An 18182-nucleotide genomic window follows, 5' to 3' on the forward strand; every position below is an offset into this window, starting at 1 on the left:
GGCTACTCGTCGATCAGCGGGGGCTCGGACTCCCACGTGCCGTAGACGAGCTCGGTGGTGGAGGTGATCTGCGCGGCGAGCATGGAGACGTCGGTGCCGATCGTCTCCGCCATCGAGCGGAGCGTCAGCGGGATCAGGTACGGGGAGTTCGGTCGGCCGCGGTGCGGGGTCGGCGTGAGGAACGGGGCGTCGGTCTCGACCATGATCAGGTTGCGCGGCGCCTGCCGGAGGGCCTCGCGGAGCGGCTCGGCGTTCTTGAACGTCACCGTGCCGGCGAACGACATGTACCAGCCGTTGTCGGCGCAGACGCGGGCCAGCGCGGTGTCGCCCGAGAAGCAGTGGAAGACGGTCATCTCGGGGGCGCCGACGCGCTTCAGGGTCTCGACGACGTCGTCGTGGGCGTTGCGGTCATGGATCTGGAGGGCGAGCCCGTGACGCTTCGCGATCTCGATGTGCGCCTCGAACGACTCGTGCTGCGCGCGTCGGGCCGCCTGCTCGTCGAGACCGAACTCGGCCGCCTCGTCGACCCGGAACCAGTCGAGGCCCGTCTCGCCGACAGCGCGCACGCGAGGGCGCCCGGCGAGCTCGTCGATGACGGCGATCGACTCGTCGAGGGTGCCGGCGGCCGCGAGCCGCGGGGCCTCGTTGGGGTGGAGCGCGACCGCCGCGAGCACACGGGGCTCGCGCGCCGCGATCTCGGCCGACCAGCGCGACGTCGCCACGTCGTTGCCGACCTGGACGACGCCGCGGATGCCGACGCTGGAGGCGCGGTCGAGGTGCTCGCGATGGTCGAGCCCCTCGCCGTCCTCGATCTCGAGGTGCGTGTGGTTGTCGTAGACCGGCACCGTCAGCGCCTCGGGCAGCGGCGGGTAGGTGAGGTCGCGCTTCTGCCCGTCGGCGCTGGTGGCCTGGCGCTGGCGGATGTGCGCGGCGTCGCTCACGCGGCGCCTTCCTCCGGCTGCTCGATGCGCGGGAAGAGCGTCGACTCGAGCGGGGTCACGCTCGGCGCCGACGACCACTCGGCGGCGCGGTCGATGTTCTGGCTGGTCAGCTCGCCCTGGCCGATGCTCGCCCACAGGCGGTGCGCCGCACCGGGGATGAACGGGCTCAGGAGCACGGTGAGCGTGCCGAGACCGCGCAGCGCCGTGTTCAGCACCGTGGCGAGGCGGTCGCGAGTGGCCTCGTCTTTCGCGAGCACCCAGGGCTCCTGCTCGGTGATGTAGCCGTTGAGGGCGTCCACGAGTTCCCAGATCGTCGCGACGGCCTCGTGGATCGCGTACCGGCCGATCGCCGCGTCGGCCTCGGCCGTCACGCGCAGCTCGGTCTCGCGGATCGCCAGGTCGGCGTCGGTCAGCTCGCCGGCCACCGGCACCGTGCCACCGAAGTAGCGCGTGATCATCGCGATGATGCGCGACGCCAGGTTGCCGAAGCCGTTCGCGAGCTCGGCCTGGTATCGAGCCGAGATGTCCTCCCACGAGAAGTTGCCGTCTTGGCCGAAGGTGATCGCGCGCATGAAGTAGTAGCGGAATGCGTCGACGCCGAAGGTGTCGGTGATCTGCTGCGGCGCGATGCCCGTGAGCTTGGACTTCGACATCTTCTCGCCGCCGACGAGCAGCCAGCCGTGGCCGAAGACGTTCTTGGGCACCGGCAGGCCGGCGGCCATGAGCATGGCCGGCCAGATGACGGCGTGGAACCGCGCGATGTCCTTGCCGACGAGGTGCATGGCGGGCCAGCGGCGGGCGAACTGCTCGTCGTCGACGCCGTAGCCGATCGCGGTCACGTAGTTGAGCAGTGCGTCGAACCAGACGTAGACGACGTGAGAGTCGTCCCACGGCACCTTGATGCCCCAGTCGAACGACGCGCGCGAGATCGAGAGGTCGCGCAGGCCCTGCTTGACGAACTGCACGATCTCGTTGCGGACGCTCTCGGGCTGAATGAAGTCGCGCTGCGACTCGTACAGGTCGAGCAGCGGCTGCTCGAAGTCGCTCATGCGGAAGAAGTAGTTGCTCTCCTTCAAGAGCTCGACCGGCTTGGAGTGGATCGCGCAGACCAGCTCGCCCTCGTAGGGGCCGGTGCCGTCGACGAGGTCGGAGAGCTGCTTGTACTCCTCACAGCCGACGCAGTAGTAGCCCTCGAACTCGCCCTGGTAGATGAAGCCGTCGTCGTAGAGCTTCTGGAGGAAGCGCTTCACGCCCTCCTCGTGCCGCACGTCGGTGGTGCGGATGAAGTCGTCGTTCGTGATGTCGATCGCCTGCAGGAGGGGCTTCCACGCCTCCTCGACGAGGCGGTCGGCCCACGCCTTGGGCGTGACCTCGTGGCTGACGGCGGTGCGCTGGATCTTCTGCCCGTGCTCGTCGGTGCCGGTCAGCAGCCAGGTGTCGTCGCCGCGCTGGCGGTGCCAGCGGGCGAGCACGTCGGCCGCCACCTCGGTGTACGCGTGGCCGATGTGGGGCACGTCGTTGACATAGAAGATGGGCGTGGTGACGTAAAAGGAATCGCCGGCGGGCATGTCGTCCAGTCTAAAGCGCGCCACCGACGTGATGACGCCCGTTCTCCACAGGCGTCAGCGCGCGGGCGCAGTAGGCGTCAGCGGGCGGGCACAGCCGGCGTCAGCGCGCGGCGAGCGCCCCCTGGTAGAGGTCGCGCTTGGACAGCCCGGTCGCCTCGGCGACGTCCGCCGCAGCCTCTTTCAGGCGGTCGCCGGACGCAACGGCCGCGAGCACCTGCGCGACTCCGGCCGCGAGGTCGAACTCCCTGGCAGGCGCGCCTTCCACGACCAGGCAGATCTCGCCCCGGACCCCGTCGGCGGCCCAGTCGGCGAGCTCGCGCGCGGTGCCTCGGCGGACCTCCTCGTGGAGCTTCGTGAGCTCGCGGCAGACCACGGCCCGGCGGGCGTCGCCGAGCTCCTGCGCCAGATCGGCCAGCGAGTCGGCGAGACGGTGCGGCGACTCGAAGAAGACGAGGGTGCGTCGCTCGTCGGCGAGGTCGCGCAGGGCCTTGCGGCGGTCGCCGGGCTTGCGCGGCAGGAACCCCTCGAACGCGAAGCGGTCGGTCGGCAAGCCGGAGACGGCGAGCGCGGTGAGGACGGCGCTCGGACCGGGGATGGCCGTGACGGTCACGCCGGCAGCGGCAGCGGCCTCGACGAGCGGGAACCCGGGGTCGCTGATCGCCGGCATGCCCGCATCGGTGAGGACGACGACGTCGGCCTCGCGGGCGAGCTCGACGACCTCGGCCGCGCGGTCGCGCTCGTTGTGCTCGTGCAGCGCGAGGAGCCTCGGCCGGTTCTCGACTCCCAGGGCGCGCATGAGGTGCACGGCCGTCCGCGTGTCCTCGGCGGCGACGATCTCGGCGTTCGACAGCACCTCGATCAGCCGTGCCGAGGCGTCGCCGAGGTTGCCGATGGGCGTTGCCGCGAGAACGATCACGAGATCATTGTCCCCGGTTCTGGTGCGGTTTCCCGCAGAGGAAGCACCCCTACGATGGCCTGGTGACCCCGAGCCCCGACGACTTCGACGCGATCGTGGGCTCGCGGACCCCCGTCGAGTCGGGTGGCGGCCCGTCGTCGGCTCCGGCTCCGACTCCGACTCCGGCTCCGGTCGCAGGAGCAGCGGCACAGCCCGTCGCCCTCGCGCCCGAGCCGCGCCACGCCCTCCCGGCCGAACCCCACCGCCTCACTCTCCTCGACGAGTGGTGGGGGCGCGTGCTGGCCACGGAGTCCTCCCGGCGACTGTGGGCGGTCCTCGGCCCCGTCTTCGTCACCCTCCTCGCAGCCGTGCTGCGCCTCTACCACCTGGGGCACCCGCACTCCCTCGTGTTCGACGAGACCTACTACGTCAAGGACGCGTGGTCGCTGCACAGCCTCGGCTACGAGGGCACGTGGCCGCAGAACGTCGACGACAGGTTCGCGAACGGCCAGACGAGCCTGTTCACGTCCGCACCCGAGTTCGTGGCGCACCCGCCGCTCGGCAAGTGGCTCGTCAGCCTCGGCATGGCACTCTTCGGGCCCGACGACCCGGCCGGCTGGCGCTTCAGCGTCGCCGTCGCGGGCATCCTCGCGGTGCTCGTCGTCACCCTCATCGCGCGTCACCTGCTGAAGTCGAACCTGCTCGGAGTGCTCGCCGGCTTCTTCATGGCCATCGACGGCCAGGCGATCGTCATGTCGAGGGTGTCGCTGCTCGACAACTTCGTCATGTTCTTCTCGCTGCTCGGCTTCGGCGCAGTGCTCCTCGACCGATATCAGTCGAAGCGGAGGCTCGACGCCTGGGTGGTGCGGATGGACCACGCGGGGCGCGACCTCACCTGGGGCCCGGCGATGTGGTTCCGCCCCTGGCTGATCGTCGCCGGGCTGCTGCTCGGCGCGGCGACGGGCGTGAAATGGAACGGCGCCTACTTCCTCGCGATCTTCGCCGTCTACACGATCGTCGTCGACATGGCCGCCCGCCGTCGCGCCGGCGTCGAGTTCTGGGGGTCGGGCACCCTGTTCAAGCAGGGTCCGGTCACCTTCGTCCTCATGGTGCCGATCGCCGCGGCGACCTACGTGGCCTGCTGGACGGGCTGGTTCGTCACCAGGGGCGGCTTCTACCGCGAGTGGGTCGAACAGGGCGGCACCCGCTGGAAGGGCGCGCTGGCCTGGGTGCCCGACGTCGTGCAGAACTGGTGGCATTACCAGGTCGGGATGTACGAGTTCAACATCACGCTCGCGACGCCGCACCCCTACCAGGCGAACCCTCTGCTCTGGCTCGTGGTGCAGCGGCCCACGAGCATGTACTACCTCGGCATCGCCGACGGAACGAGCGGCTGCACCTCGGTCGGCTCGTGCGGGCAGGCGATCGCCGGGATCCCGAACCCCCTCATCTGGTACGGGGCCGTCCTGGCGTGCCTGTACCTGCTGTACCGCCTCGTCCGCTTCCGCGAGTGGCGCTACGGCCTGATCCTCACGGGGCTCGCCGCGGGCTACCTGCCGTGGATGCTGTACATCCGCCGGACGGTCTTCCAGTTCTACACGATCTCGTTCGAGCCCTACCTCATCCTCGCGCTGGCCGCGGCGCTGGGCGTCGTGCTCGGGAAACGCAGCGACGACGTGGTCCGGCGCACCTCGGGGATCCGGGTGGCCGGGATCGTGGTGATCGTGGCGATCCTGCTGACGGTGTTCTACTACCCGATGTGGACGGCCGAGCAGGAGCCGTTCTTCTACATCAACCTGCACTACTTCGTGCCGAGCTGGAAGTAGCTCCGCCCGCGGTCAGGCGTGGGCGGGGGCGAACTTCGCGACGAGCTCGCGTTTGAGCACCTTCCCGCTCGGGCCGAGCGGCAGGGCGTCGACCAGGTGGACGACCCGCGGGTACTTGTAGGCGGCGATCTCGTCCTTCACGAAGTCGATCAGCTCGTCGGGTGTCGCCTCCGCGCCGGGGCGGAGCACGACCGCGGCCTCGATCTCCTGGCCGTGCGTCTCGTGCGGGACTCCGAACACGGCGGCCATGGCGACCGCGGTGTGGGCCGCGAGGACCTCCTCGACCTGCCGCGGGTAGACGTTGTAGCCGTTGCGGATGATCATGTCCTTCGTGCGGTCGACGATCGTGAGGTAGCCGTCGTCGCCCTTCGTGCCGAGGTCGCCGGTGCGGAACCAGCCGTCGACGATGGCCTTCGCGGTGTCGTCGGGGCGGTTGAGGTAGCCGTTCATGATGTTGTGGCCGCGGACGACGATCTCGCCGATCGACCCTGGGGGCATCAGCACGATGGCGTCCTCGACGTTCTGGTCGGCGACCTCGACGTCGACGCCCCAGACCGGGGTGCCGATCGTGCCGGGGTGCGGCGCGACCCCGACGTGGTTGAAGCACGCCACCGGCGAGGTCTCGGTGAGGCCGTAGCCCTCGTGGATATCGGCGCCGTACACCTCTCGGAAGCGGTCCATCACCGCCAGCGGAAGCGCGGCGCCACCCGAGATCGCGTACTTGAGGGTGGGCCGGGCCTCGCTGCGGGTGGCCGCGTCGAGCAGGGCCATGTACATCGTCGGCACGCCCATGAAGATGTCGCAGCCCTCGTCGGCCATGACCTGGAGGGCCGCGTCGCCGGTGAACTTCGGCACCATGACGACGGTGGCGCCGGCCCGGAAGGCGACGTTCATGGTGCAGGTCTGGCCGAACGTGTGGAAGAGCGGCAGCGCGCCGAGCACCTTGTCGCCGGCCTTCATCTCGAAGGTCGAGAGCAGCAGCACGTTGGCCTGCTCGATGAGCGAGAAATGGCAGCCCTCCGCCCCCTTCGGCTGCCCGGTCGTGCCGCTCGTGTAGAGGATCGTGGCGGTGTCGAACGGGTCGCGGGGCACGTACGTGTCGATCGGCTCGGCGGCCTCGGCGAGCGCCTCGAGCCGGTCGAAGCCGGTGGCCAGGTCGGGCGGCGCGAGCACGGTGACGACGTCGACGCCGGCGAGGCCGGCCCCGGAGGCGCCCTCGGCGAGCAGCGGCGCCGCGCAGACGAGCATCGTCGAGCCGGAGTCGCGCAGGACGTACTCGATCTCGTGCTGCTTGAGCAGGGCGTGGATCGGCACGGCGACGGCACCGAGCGACAGGATCGCGTAGTAGACGCGCGGGAAGTCGGCCACGTTCGGCACGAGCATCGCCACCCGAGTGCCCTCGGTCACCCCCTTGGCTCGGAGAGCCCCGGCGTACGCCTTCGTCTGCGCCCAGAGCTCGGCGTAGGTGACGCGCTCGGGCCCGACGACGACCGCCACCTCGTCGGAGAATCGCTCGGCCGACTCCCGGAGGATCGAGGCGACCGAGGCGGTGGCGCGCGAGGGTGCGGGCGTTGTCATGATGACTCCTTCGTCGACGGTGACGGGTCTTCGTGCCTCGCCGGGCCGGCGTCGGGTGGTAGGTCCGGTGCCGCGGCGGTGCCGATGCACGAATCCTACGAGCGCAGGAGCCGGGGCGCGCCCTTCTCGCAGCAAATCCACCCCCGTCACCCGGCCTCGGGCAGACGCTCGTCGCCGAACTGCGCGTCGTCGGTCGCCGAGTCGACGTCGGGGTCGGCGAAGGCGAAGCCGAGCGATCTGGCGCGGACGCGCGCGGCGTGACGCCGCCCGGCCTCCGACTCTCGGAAGAGCGCGCCGCGGCGCCGACGGAACGGGTCGGTGCTGCGGGTGTCCCACGCGGCGAGGATCGCGCCGACCGTGTCGGCCGCGTGCTCGTCGTCGCCCACGGCCCGGAGCCATGCCAGGTGGTCGAGGCCTTCCCGGCAGTGCTCGTCGAAGTCGTCGATCCCCTTCGACGCGATCCGGTCGAGCCCGGCGCGCTCGATCCAGCCGATGCCCACGAGCCCGTCGATCACCTCGGCGGTGTGCTCGACGGAGAGGCCGAGACGTCGGCTGACGAGGGCGGCCACGGCGGACTCGCACGTGTGACCCGAGTTCACGAGATCGAGGGCGAAGACGCAGGCGGGGTCGGTGAGGACGATGAGGGACTGGATACCTGTTGTACGCATGGGCGTCATGGTGCGACGAACCGGCCCCGTCGGATCCTGAGACCTGCTCGAACTGTGGAGAACCGGGCAGAGGCGCCCGTTGTGGAGGAGAGACGGGTCAGCGCTCAGGATCGGCCACAGCCGCTCGGCCACACTGTTCTCCGGCCGCGCTCGATAGACTGGAGGGCTCATGATTCCTGCCATCACGTACCCGCCCGAGCTGCCGGTCAGCCAGCGTCGCGACGACATCGCCGCGGCGATCCGCGATCACCAGGTCGTGATCGTGGCGGGCGCGACCGGCTCGGGCAAGACGACTCAGCTGCCGAAGATCTGCCTCGAGCTCGGCCGGGAGATGATCGGCCACACGCAGCCTCGACGCATCGCGGCCCGCAGCGTGGCGGAGCGCATCGCCGAGGAACTCGGCGTCGAGATGGGCGGCCTCGTGGGCTACCAGGTGCGCTTCACCGACCGGGTCGGCGACGAGACGCGCGTGAAGCTCATGACCGACGGGATCCTGCTCAACGAGATCCACTTCGACCGCGACCTCACGAAGTACGACACGATCATCATCGACGAGGCGCACGAGCGCAGCCTCACCATCGACTTCCTCATCGGCTACCTCAAGCAGCTGCTGCCCCGCCGCCCCGATCTGAAGGTGATCATCACCTCGGCGACGATCGACCCCGAGTCGTTCTCGAAGCACTTCGGCGGTGCGCCGATCATCGAGGTGTCCGGCCGCACCTACCCGGTGGAGATCCGGTATCGGCCGCTGGTGGCCGACGCCGACGCGGGCGACGACGACCCCGACGACGAGGGCGAGCAGGGCTCGCCGAGCCGGTCCGACGATAAGGACTATCTGCAAGGCATCAACGACGCCCTCGACGAACTCGCCCGCGAGAGCAACGGCGACGTGCTCGTCTTCCTCTCCGGCGAGAACGAGATCCGCGACGCCGAGGAGTCGATCCGCGGCCGCAATCTGCCCTACACCGAGGTGCTCCCGCTCTACGGCCGCCTGAGCGCCGCCGACCAGCACCGCGTCTTCGAGCCGAGCAGCATGGCGGGCGTCCGTCGCCGCATCATCCTGGCCACCAACGTCGCCGAGACGAGCCTCACGGTGCCGGGCATCCGCTACGTGATCGACGCGGGCACGGCGCGCATCAGCCGCTACTCGACCCGGGCGAAGGTGCAGCGGCTCCCGATCGAGGCCATCTCGCAGGCCAGCGCTAACCAGCGCTCGGGGCGCTCGGGCCGCACGAGCGACGGCATCGCGATCCGGCTGTACTCCGAGCAGGACTTCGATCGGCGGCCCGAGTTCACCGAGCCGGAGATCCTGCGCACGAACCTGGCCGCGGTGATCCTGCAGATGATCTCGCTCGGCCTCGGCGACATCGCCAGGTTCCCGTTCCTCCAGCCGCCCGACAGCCGCGGCATCAAGGACGGCCTCGACCTCCTGCGCGAGCTCGGCGCCGTCCACACGAAGGCGAACGGCGACCCGGTGGCGACGCGCATCGGCCGTCAGATCACGCGGCTGCCGATCGACCCGCGCCTGGCGCGCATGGTGCTCGAGTCGAAGCAGCACGGCACGACCCGCGAGGTCATGGCGATCGTGGCCGCCCTCAGCATCCAGGATCCCCGAGAGCGCCCGCTCGAGAAGCGCCCGCAGGCCGATCAGCAGCACGCGCGCTTCGTCGATCCGGCCGGCGACTTCATCACGCTGCTGAATCTCTGGAACTACCTGGAGGACCGCCAGAAGGAGCTCGGCTCCAGCGCCTTCCGACGCCTCTGCCGCGCCGAGTTCCTCAACTACCTCCGGATCCGCGAGTGGCAGGACGTCTACCGCCAGCTCGTCCGGTCGAGCCGCGACCTCGGTCTCCACGTCGGCGGCCGCTCGACCAACCCCGACGGCATCCACAAGTCCCTCCTCGCCGGGCTCCTGAGCCAGATCGGCCTCAAGGACGTCCAGAAGAAGGATTACGTCGGCGCCCGCCAGACCCGCTTCGTGATCTTCCCGGGGTCTGCCCTGGCCAAGAAGCAGCCGAACGCCATCATGAGCGCCGAGCTCGTCGAGACGAGCCGCCTGTTCGCCCGGGTGAACGGCGCCATCGACCCGGCGTGGGCCGCTCCGATCGCGGGCGACCTCGTCAAGCGCAGCCACTCCGAGCCGCACTGGGAGAAGAAGCAGGGCGCGGTCGTCGCCTTCGAACGCGTCACGCTCTACGGCGTGCCGATCATCCCGAGGCAGCGGGTGCAGTTCAACCGCATCGACCCGCCGTACGCGCGCGAGCTCTTCATCCGCCACGCCCTCGTCGACGGCGACTGGGAGTCGCACCAGGCGTTCCAGCAGAAGAACGCCGACCTCATCGACGAGCTCACCGAGCTCGAGGAGCGCACGAGGCGGCGCGACATCCTCGTCGACGGCGACGCGGTGTTCGAGTTCTACCAGCGGCGCATCCCGGCCGACGTGTCGACGACGCGCTCGTTCGAGGGCTGGTGGCGGAAGGCGCGCACCGAGACGCCCGACCTCCTCACCATGCGCCAGGAGGACCTCCTCGGCGACGACGAACCCGAGGTCGACGAGTCCGCGTACCCGACGACGTGGCGCCAGGGCGACCAGACCCTCGCCCTGCGGTACCGCTTCGAGCCCGGAACACACGACGACGGTGTCACCGTGCTGGTGCCGCTGCCACTCCTGGCACGCCTGTCGCCGCTCGGCTTCGACTGGCAGGTGCCCGCGTTCCGCGACGAGCTCGTGCAGGCGATGATCCGCTCGCTGCCGAAGCAGATCCGCAAGAACGTCGTGCCGGCGGGCGACTGGGCGACGAAGATCACGGCCGAGCTGCCGGCCGACCCGCCGACGCAGCCCACCGAGCCGTTCGCCGACACCGTCGCGGCCGTCATCAAGCGCCTCGCCTACACCCCGGTCACCGGCGCCGACTTCGACCTCGCGCGCCTGCCCGCCCACCTGCGCATCACCTTCGCCGTGGTCGACGAGCGATCGCGCGTCGTCGGCATCGACAAAGACCTCCGAACCCTGCAGCAGGAGCTCGCGGCAGACACCCGCACCAGCGTCGCCCGCGCCACCGAGCAGCCCGCGGTCGGCCCCTCGATCCAGCAGCGAGGTCTCACCCGCTTCGACTTCGACGACCTCCCCGCCTTCGTCGACACGCGTCACGGCGAGACGACGGTCCGCGCCTACCCCGCGATCGTCGACGACGGCGACTCGGTTTCGATCCAGCTCATGGCGACCGAGGCCGATCAGCGGATCGCGACGCCGCAGGGCGTCCGGCGGCTGCTCATGCTGGGCACGCCGTCGCCCATCGCGTACGTGCAGCAGCACCTCACCGCGCCCGAGAAGCTGATCCTCGCCACGAGCCCGTACCAGAACACCGCGGCCCTGTTCGCCGACTGCCTGCAGGCGGTGGTCGACGACGTCCTCTACCGGGTGAAGCCCGACGGCATGGTCCTCACCCGGAAGGAGTTCGAGACCGTGCGCGACCGCGTGTCGGCCGCCGTCATGGACTCCATGTTCCAGACCGTGTCGCTGGTCGCCCGGACGCTCACGGCCGCCCGGGATGCCGACAAGGCGCTGAAGCAGGCGACGAACCTCGCGCTGCTGCCGGCGCTGACCGACGCGCGCGAGCAGCGCGACCGGCTCCTCTACCCCGGATTCGTGGGGCGGACCGGGCTGCAGCAGCTGCAGCGCGTGCCCGTCTACCTCGTCGGGATCCAGCGACGGGTCGCGAAGCTGGTCGAGAACCCGGCCCGCGACCGGGCCTGGATGGTCGAGGTCCAGCAGGCGACGAGCAGGTACGTGGATGCGGGGGGCTCGTTCCCGCCGGAGGTCGCGGCTCCTGCGCCCCTCGTCAGGGCCCGCTGGATGCTCGAGGAGTTCCGCCTGTCGCTCTTCGCACAAGACCTCCGGCCCAGCGAATCGGTGTCGCTGCAGCGGATCGTCAAGGTGCTTGCCAGCGCTCGGCAGGCCTGACCGATAGCCTGTCCGAACATGCGAGCAACAGTCAGAGACGTCGCCGCCCGCGCCGGGGTGAGCCCGAAGACGGTCTCGAACGTCATCAACGGCGTGGTGTTCGTCCGCCCGGAGACGAAGGAGCGCGTCGAGGAGGCCATCGCCGAGCTGCAGTACGTGCCCAACCTCTCGGCCCGGGGCTTGCGGAACGGGCGCACCGGGGCGATCGCGCTCGCGTTCCCCGACCTCAGCATGGAGTACAGCGCCGAGATGCTCGACCAGTTCGTCGAGGTCGCGCACGAGAAGGGCTGGTCGATCCAGCTCGAGCAGACGGGCAAACGGCCCGAGCGCGAACTCGAGCTGCTCTCTCGAGGGCGCGAGCACCTCGTCGACGGGCTCGTGCTCAACCCGACGCGGCTCGAGACGAGCGCCATCGTGGGCGCCGACGCCCTGCCGCCGGTCGTCGTGATCGGAGAGGTCGAGCAGAACCTCGTCGACCGCGTCGCCCTCGACAGCGTCGCCGCCGCTCGCGACATGACCGCGTACCTCCTCTCTCTCGGCCATCGGCGGATCGCCGCCGTGGGCACCGTCGGCGACCGTTTCGAGTCGGCGTCGGCCCGCACGCGCACCCTCGGCTATCGGCAGGCGCTCGACGCCGCGGGCGTTCCCCTCGACCCCGCGCTCGAGATCGACGTCGACTCATGGGCGCCCGGGGCGGCCGGCGAACGGCTGCTGGAGATGCTCGACGCCGGAATCGAGATCGACGCCGTCTTCTGCTTCACCGACACCATGGCCACCGGCGTGCTCAGCGCCCTCGCCGGGCGCGGCGTCCGTGTGCCCGAAGACCTCTCGGTGGCGGGCTTCGACGACGTCGCCAGCGGGCGGTACGCGGCGCCTCCCCTCACGACGGTGTCGTTCGACAAGCGGCAGTTCGCCGAGGACACCCTCTCGCTGCTCGCCGACCGGGTGGCCGACCGATCGCTGCCGCCCCGCGCCCGCGTCGTACCGCACCGCATCGTGCCTCGCGAGAGCACCCGCCCCGCCTGAGCCGCGGCGCCTGCATCTACCGCTCCTCTCCTGCTCTGCGACAAAACGCGACACCTGCGACGCGGTCGGGCGTCGCGGGTGTCGCGTTTTGTCGCGGACGGCGCGAAGAGGCACTTGAACGGGCGCTTTACAACGATGTAATGTGAGAGCGAAAGCACGCCACCACGAAGCAACGGAGCTCCATGTCGACCGCACGCATCACCCTCGATCGCGACTTCACCATCGGCCCGGTGCCGCGCCGCCTCTTCGGCTCGTTCGTCGAGCACATGGGCCGCTGCGTCTACACCGGCATCTACGAGCCCGGGCATCCCGAGGCCGACGAGAAGGGCTACCGGCAGGACGTCCTGAAGCTCGTCAAAGAGCTCGGCGCCACCGTCGTACGCTACCCCGGCGGCAACTTCGTCTCCGGCTACAACTGGGAAGACGGAGTGGGCCCGGTCGAAGGCCGCCCGCGCCGCCTCGACGGCGCCTGGCACACGATCGAGACCAACGCCTTCGGCCTGCACGAGTTCGTCGACTGGTCGAAGGAGGCCGGCGTCGAGGTGATGGAGGCGATCAACCTCGGCACCCGGGGCGTCGACGCCGCCCGCGAGCTCGTCGAGTACGCCAACCACCCCGGTGGCACGGCCCTGAGCGACCGCCGCATCGCGAACGGCGCGAAGGACCCCTTCGACATCAAGCTCTGGTGCCTCGGCAACGAACTCGACGGCCCCTGGCAGATCGGCCACAAGACCGCCGACGAGTACGGCCGACTGGCGCAGGAGGCCGGCAAGGCGATGCGCTTCGTCGATCCCTCCATCGAGCTGGTCGCGGTGGGATCGTCGAACTCGGGCATGCCGACCTTCGGCGAGTGGGAGCACACGGTGCTGTCGCACGCCTACGACGAGGTCGACTACATGTCGATGCACGCCTACTACCAGGAGCACGACGGCGACGCCCTGTCGTTCCTCGCGTCTGCTGTCGATATGGACTACTTCATCGAGTCCGTCGTCGCGACCTGCGACGCCGTGCGCGCCAAGCGCAAGGCCACGAAGCACATCAACCTCTCGTTCGACGAGTGGAACGTCTGGTACCAGCGCGGCCTCGACACCGACGACCAGCCGCACAACGTCTCGAAGGGCTGGGTCGAGCACCCGCGCCTCATCGAGGACGCCTACAACGTCACCGACGCCGTCGTCGTCGGCACCCTGCTCAACTCGCTGCTGCGTCACGGCGACCGGGTCTCGATCGCGAACCAGGCTCAGCTGGTCAACGTGATCGCCCCGATCCGCTCGGAGGAGAACGGGCCGGCGTGGCGGCAGTCGATCTTCTGGCCGTTCGCACGCACCGCGGAGCTCGCAAAGGGTCAGATCCTGCGCACCGCCGTGACGAGCGACCGGGTCGACACCCCGCAGTTCGGCGACGCCGACCTCGTCGACGTCTCGAGCACCTACGACGAGGAGGCCGGGCGCGTGGCGCTCTTCCTCGCGAACCGCGGCCTCGACGAGAGCGCCGACGTGTCGATCGACCTGCGCGGCTTCACGGCCTCGCGCGTCACCCGCGCCGAGGTGCTGCAGATCCCCGAGGGCGGAACGCGCAAGTCCGCCAACACCGAGAGCGAGCAGGATGCCGTCGGCCTCGCGCCGCTCGACGGCGTGACCCTCGACGGCTCGTCGGCACGCCTCACGCTGCCCGCCCTCTCGTGGGCGGTCGTCGAGCTCGAGGTCGCGAAGGCCTAGGCACCGACTCGTGCTCCTGCGTCCACGGCTCTGGGCGCAGGAGCACGGCTACAGCCTGCGGTACATCACGAGCAGCCCGACGAGCCCGTACACGGGGTGGTCGAACGCCTCGGGCACGACCGTGAGCGTCTCGAAGCCCAGCGAATGCCACAGCGCGACGGCCCGGGTGTTGGTCTCGACCACCGCGTTGAACTGCATGCTGCGGAAGCCCGCGTCGCGCGCCGCCTCGACGACGTGCTCGCCGAGGGCTCGCCCGATTCCGCGACGCGAAGCCCCCGGTGCGACCATGAAGCTCGCCGTGCCGACGTGACTGCCGCGAGCCGGCCGGTTCGGCCCGAAGTGCGCCGAGCCGAGCACCGAGCCGTCGTCGTCGACCGCGACGACGACCGTGTGGCCGGGCGTGAACCAGTGCCCGAACGCCTCGTCGCTCGTGAGACCGGCGGGGATCGCGTAGGTCTCGCCGGCCTCGACGATGTCGCGGAAGAACGGCCAGATCGCCGGCCAGTCGGCCTCGTCGGCGGTGCGGATCTCCATGTCAGAAGGCTATCGGCGAGCCGGGGCAGGATGGCCCCATGACCGATCACGCCGACGCCTTCGAACCCGATCTCCCGAACCCCGGCCAGGCGACGAGCTTCGGTCCGGCCGCCGCGCTCTACGAGAAGGGGCGCCCCTCGTATCCGGCCGAGGTCGTCGACTGGCTCGTCCCGGAGGGGGCGACGCACGTCGTCGACCTCGGCGCCGGCACGGGCAAGTTCACGCGGCTCCTGGTGGCGAAGGGTCTGCACGTGGCCGCGGTCGAGCCCTCGGCGGGCATGCGCGACGAGCTGATCAGGGCGGTCCCCGGAGCACAGGTGCTGCCGGGGTCGGCCGAGCGGCTTCCGATCGACGGCGAGAGCGTCGACGCGGTGCTGGCGGCCCAGTCGTGGCACTGGGTCGACCCGGCCCGCGCCGTGCCCGAGGTCGCCCGCGTGCTGCGGCCCGGCGGCACCCTCGGCATGGTGTGGAACATGCGCGCCCGCGACGACGGCTGGCTCGACGAGCTCGACGTCCTGCTCGAGAAGGCGAACGGCGCGAGCGTCGTGGAGTCGGGCGATCCCACCGTGGGCGCGCCGTTCGGGCCGGTCGAGAAGGCCGAGTTCGCCTGGGTGAACCGGGTGCCGCACGACGACGTCATCGCGATGGTCGCATCGCGCAGCTACGTGATCACCCGGCCCGACGACCAGCGGGCGGCGATCCTCGGCGAGGTGCGCGAGCTGCTCGAGACCCACCCGGCGACACGGGGCCGTGCCCTCGTCGACATCCCCTACGTCGCCAAGGCTTCGCGAACCCGCCTCCTCCCCTCCTGACCCGGCTCCGCCCGGTAGGGTCGACGGATGCCCCTCCGCCGCACCCTCGCGATCGCCGGGATCATCGCCGTGGTCGTCGTCTTCGTCGGCATCGGTGTCGCGGCGGCCCTGACTGCGGGCAGGATCCTCACGCCGCACTCCCCCACGCCCACACCGGCCCCGAGCGCCACGGCGACACCCGCGGGCTGAGGTGCGCCGTGCTCGCCCGCGTGGCACGGTGGTGACATGACCGTGTCACTGAAGCCCATGGATCCTGCGACCTTCGAACAGTGGAAGGTCGTGAACCGGGCCGAGTACGTCGAGTCGCGGATGAAGGCCGGCGAGTCGCGCGAGGCGGCGCAGGACAACGCGAATCGGTCGTTCGAGCGGTACTTCCCGAACGGAGTGCCGGGGCCCGACCAGGTGGTGTTCGACGTGGTCGACACACCCGACGACGCGGCCGACGGGCCGTCCGAGGGCGAGGTCGTCGGCGTGCTCTGGATCGGCGTCTCGGACGCCGCGAACAGGGCGTGGTACGTCTACGACATCGAGATGCACGAGTCGCAGCGGGGCCGCGGCCTCGGCCGCCAGACCATGCTGCTCGCCGAAGCCGAGGCCCGCGCTCGGGGAGCGCAGAGCCTCGGCCTCAACGTGTTCGGTTTCAATACGGTGGCCCGTCACCTGTACGAGTCGCTCGGCTACGAGCCGACCGCCATCCAGATGAAGAAGCCGTTGTGAGCAGGAGCCCGCGTCAGCCCTTCAGGCCGGAGCCGGTGACGCCCTCGACGATCTGCCGCTGGAAGATCAGGTACAGGATGATCAGCGGCAGGGCGGCCAGCAGCGCGCCGGCCTGGATGTCGGCGTAGCGGAGGCCGTACGAGCCCTGCACCGTGGCGAGCCCGACCGGGATCGTCATGAGGTTAGGGTTCGACAGCACGAACAGCGGCAGCAGCAGGTTGTTCCAGACGCCGACGAAGGTCAGGATCGTCACGGCCGCGATCACGGGGCGCGACAGCGGCATGACGACCGACCAGTAGACCTTCCAGATGCCGGCGCCGTCGATGCGGGCGGCCTCCTCGAGCTCCTTCGGAATCCCGTCGAAGAACTGCTTGAAGATGAACACCGCGATCACGGCGGGCACCTGCGGGAAGATCACCGACCAGTAGGTGTTCAGCAGGTTGGTGGCGTTCAGCTCCTGGAAGATCGGCACGATCAGCACCTGACCGGGGATCATGATGCCCAGGATGATCAGCAGGAACACGACGTTCTGCCCGCGGAACTTCAGCCTCGACAGCGCGAACGCGGCCATCGACGCGAACAGCACCGTCAGGATCGCCGTGACGACCGACGTGAAGCCCGAGGCGAAGTACCAGTTCCAGATGTCTCCGGCCTGGAAGAACGACGCGTACGAGTGCAGCGTCGGGTTCCAGTCCTTGAGGATGTTCGTGGCTCCCAGCGCCGCCGTGCCGTTGTCGGTCAGCGACGTCTTGAGGGCGAACAGGCTCGGGATCAGCCAGACGATCGCGAACACGATCAGCACGATCACCGAGACGATGGTGAAGGTGCGGCCGTTGATCGAGGTCTTGCCGCTGGTGCGGCCGGCGGCGGGTGCCGCGGCGGAGACCGGCGACTTGCGCCGGGAGGGTGCGGTGGTGGTCGACATGGCTAGGCGTCCTTCCGAGCGAGGCGCGTGTCGATGATCTGCCGGATGACGGCGATCGCGACGATGACGATGAGCAGGAGCACCGAGGCCGCCGAGGCCGCGCCGATGCGGTCGTCGGTGAAGCCGGTGTTGGTGATGAGGCCCAGGGCGACCTGGGTCGAGATGCCCGGGCCTCCGGAGGTCATCAGGTAGACCTGGTCGAAGATCTTCAGGGAGGCGACGATCTGCAGCAGGATCACCAGCGTCGTCGTGCGGCTCAGCAGCGGCAGCGTGATGTAGCGGATCTGGTTCCACGTCGTCGCGCCGTCGACCGCGGCCGCCTCGTACAGCTCGCGCGGGATCTCCTGGAGACCCGCGAGGTAGAGCACGAAGTTGAAGCCGAGGGTCCACCACACGGTCGCGACGGCGACGCCGATCATGGCCGTGTTCGGGCTGGCGAGGACGCCCGCACCGGGCGTCATGCCGAGGGCCGACTGCACGGAGGCGAACAGGCCCGAGCTGGGGGTGAAGATGAACACCCAGATCAGCGAGATCGTCGCCGACGGCAGGATGTACGGCAGGAAGAAGGCGAGGCGGAAGAACCACTGGCCGCGCCGGATCCTGTTGGTGAGCACTGCGAAGAAGAACGCGAGGATCACGAGGGGCGGGGTCGTGTAGATCGTGAACTGCAGCGTGTGCCACATCGAGCTCCAGAAGTCGGAGCGCGTGAGCATCTCGCCGTAGTTCTTGAATCCGGCGAACGAGCCGAGGCCCGCGTGGACGGTCGACGTGTTGAAGAAGCTCGAGACGAGCATCCACACGGTCGGGCCGAGCAGGAAGGCCAGGTAGAAGACGCCGAAGGGCGCGAGGAAGAGCCAGGCTCGGCGCCCGTCGCCGCGGCTCAGCGGCGAGAAGCGCTTGGTGGAGCGGACTTCGGACGTCGTGCGTGCGGCAGCTGTCCGGCCCAGGGCGGGTGTGGCGGTCACTTCGTTGTACCTCCGGATGACGGGTGGGCTGAATGGGTCGTGGGT

15 protein-coding genes are annotated in these 18182 nt (G+C 69.9%); 7 read left to right on the top strand and 8 right to left on the bottom strand.

All coding sequences use genetic code 11. The features are described 5' to 3' along the window. Positions 1 to 2: 2 nt before the first annotated feature. From C8E83_RS10935 to rsmI, 3 genes are all read right to left on the bottom strand, one after another. Entirely contained in the window at positions 3 to 941 is a 939-nt protein-coding gene (locus C8E83_RS10935) for a TatD family hydrolase (protein ID WP_121369921.1), read from the bottom strand. Then, entirely contained in the window at positions 938 to 2509 is a 1572-nt protein-coding gene (metG, locus tag C8E83_RS10940) for a methionine--tRNA ligase (RefSeq protein WP_121369922.1), read from the bottom strand. Before metG ends, C8E83_RS10935 begins: the two co-directional genes overlap by 4 nt. 100 nt (positions 2510 to 2609) lie before the next feature. Then, positions 2610 to 3425, bottom strand: a complete 816-nt coding sequence (gene rsmI, locus C8E83_RS10945; RefSeq protein WP_121369923.1) for a 16S rRNA (cytidine(1402)-2'-O)-methyltransferase — start codon at positions 3423 to 3425, stop codon at positions 2610 to 2612. 62 nt (positions 3426 to 3487) lie between these two features. Between rsmI and C8E83_RS10950 the strand changes: the two genes are divergently transcribed. Next, positions 3488 to 5230 carry a dolichyl-phosphate-mannose--protein mannosyltransferase gene (locus C8E83_RS10950; RefSeq protein ID WP_245981599.1) on the top strand — a complete coding sequence of 581 codons (1743 nt, stop codon included), beginning with the start codon at positions 3488 to 3490 and terminating at the stop codon, positions 5228 to 5230. A gap of 12 nt (positions 5231 to 5242) precedes the next feature. On the opposite strand, the gene C8E83_RS10955 is transcribed toward C8E83_RS10950, so the two are convergent. Together C8E83_RS10955 and C8E83_RS10960 are read right to left on the bottom strand one after the other, a co-directional pair. Next, positions 5243 to 6808 carry a long-chain-fatty-acid--CoA ligase gene (locus C8E83_RS10955; RefSeq protein ID WP_121369924.1) on the bottom strand — a complete coding sequence of 522 codons (1566 nt, stop codon included), beginning with the start codon at positions 6806 to 6808 and terminating at the stop codon, positions 5243 to 5245. Between the two features lie 146 nt (positions 6809 to 6954). Beyond that, complete coding sequence (locus C8E83_RS10960) at positions 6955 to 7476, bottom strand: hypothetical protein (RefSeq protein ID WP_147430152.1); 522 nt, start codon at positions 7474 to 7476, stop codon at positions 6955 to 6957. A 169-nt stretch (positions 7477 to 7645) separates the two neighbouring features. On the opposite strand from C8E83_RS10960, the gene hrpA reads away from it, so the two are divergent. From hrpA to arfA, 3 genes are all read left to right on the top strand, one after another. After that, on the top strand, positions 7646 to 11440 hold the full coding sequence (hrpA, locus tag C8E83_RS10965; protein ID WP_121369926.1) for an ATP-dependent RNA helicase HrpA: 3795 nt from the start codon (positions 7646 to 7648) through the stop codon (positions 11438 to 11440). An 18-nt stretch (positions 11441 to 11458) separates the two neighbouring features. Beyond that, positions 11459 to 12466 (top strand): LacI family DNA-binding transcriptional regulator, encoded by a 1008-nt coding sequence (locus C8E83_RS10970; RefSeq protein ID WP_121369927.1) that lies wholly within the window; start codon positions 11459 to 11461, stop codon positions 12464 to 12466. Between the two features lie 182 nt (positions 12467 to 12648). Continuing rightward, entirely contained in the window at positions 12649 to 14184 is a 1536-nt protein-coding gene (arfA, locus tag C8E83_RS10975) for an arabinosylfuranosidase ArfA (protein ID WP_121369928.1), read from the top strand. A gap of 48 nt (positions 14185 to 14232) precedes the next feature. Here the strand turns inward: arfA and C8E83_RS10980 are convergent, their stop codons facing one another. Then, positions 14233 to 14718, bottom strand: a complete 486-nt coding sequence (locus C8E83_RS10980) for a GNAT family N-acetyltransferase (protein WP_121369929.1) — start codon at positions 14716 to 14718, stop codon at positions 14233 to 14235. Positions 14719 to 14756: 38 nt separating this feature from the next. Here C8E83_RS10980 and C8E83_RS10985 point away from each other — a divergent pair, with 38 nt between their 5' ends. From C8E83_RS10985 to C8E83_RS10990, 3 genes are read left to right on the top strand one after another with little or no spacing between them, the layout of a single operon-like run. Then, positions 14757 to 15530, top strand: coding sequence for a class I SAM-dependent methyltransferase (locus tag C8E83_RS10985; RefSeq protein WP_121369930.1), 774 nt, complete (start codon positions 14757 to 14759; stop codon positions 15528 to 15530). Positions 15531 to 15557: 27 nt separating this feature from the next. Further along, on the top strand, positions 15558 to 15719 hold the full coding sequence (locus C8E83_RS19520; protein ID WP_170159918.1) for a hypothetical protein: 162 nt from the start codon (positions 15558 to 15560) through the stop codon (positions 15717 to 15719). A 36-nt stretch (positions 15720 to 15755) separates the two neighbouring features. Beyond that, positions 15756 to 16247, top strand: coding sequence for a GNAT family N-acetyltransferase (locus tag C8E83_RS10990; RefSeq protein WP_121369931.1), 492 nt, complete (start codon positions 15756 to 15758; stop codon positions 16245 to 16247). 13 nt (positions 16248 to 16260) lie between these two features. On the opposite strand, the gene C8E83_RS10995 is transcribed toward C8E83_RS10990, so the two are convergent. After that, entirely contained in the window at positions 16261 to 17172 is a 912-nt protein-coding gene (locus C8E83_RS10995) for a carbohydrate ABC transporter permease (RefSeq protein ID WP_121369932.1), read from the bottom strand. Positions 17173 to 17174: 2 nt separating this feature from the next. Next, positions 17175 to 18137: a carbohydrate ABC transporter permease gene (locus C8E83_RS11000; RefSeq protein ID WP_170159919.1), complete on the bottom strand. Its 963-nt coding sequence runs from the start codon at positions 18135 to 18137 to the stop codon at positions 17175 to 17177. Between the last annotated feature and the right edge of the window lie 45 nt (positions 18138 to 18182).

The sequence above is a fragment of the Frondihabitans australicus genome (genome assembly GCF_003634555.1).
Taxonomy (GTDB): domain Bacteria; phylum Actinomycetota; class Actinomycetes; order Actinomycetales; family Microbacteriaceae; genus Frondihabitans; species Frondihabitans australicus.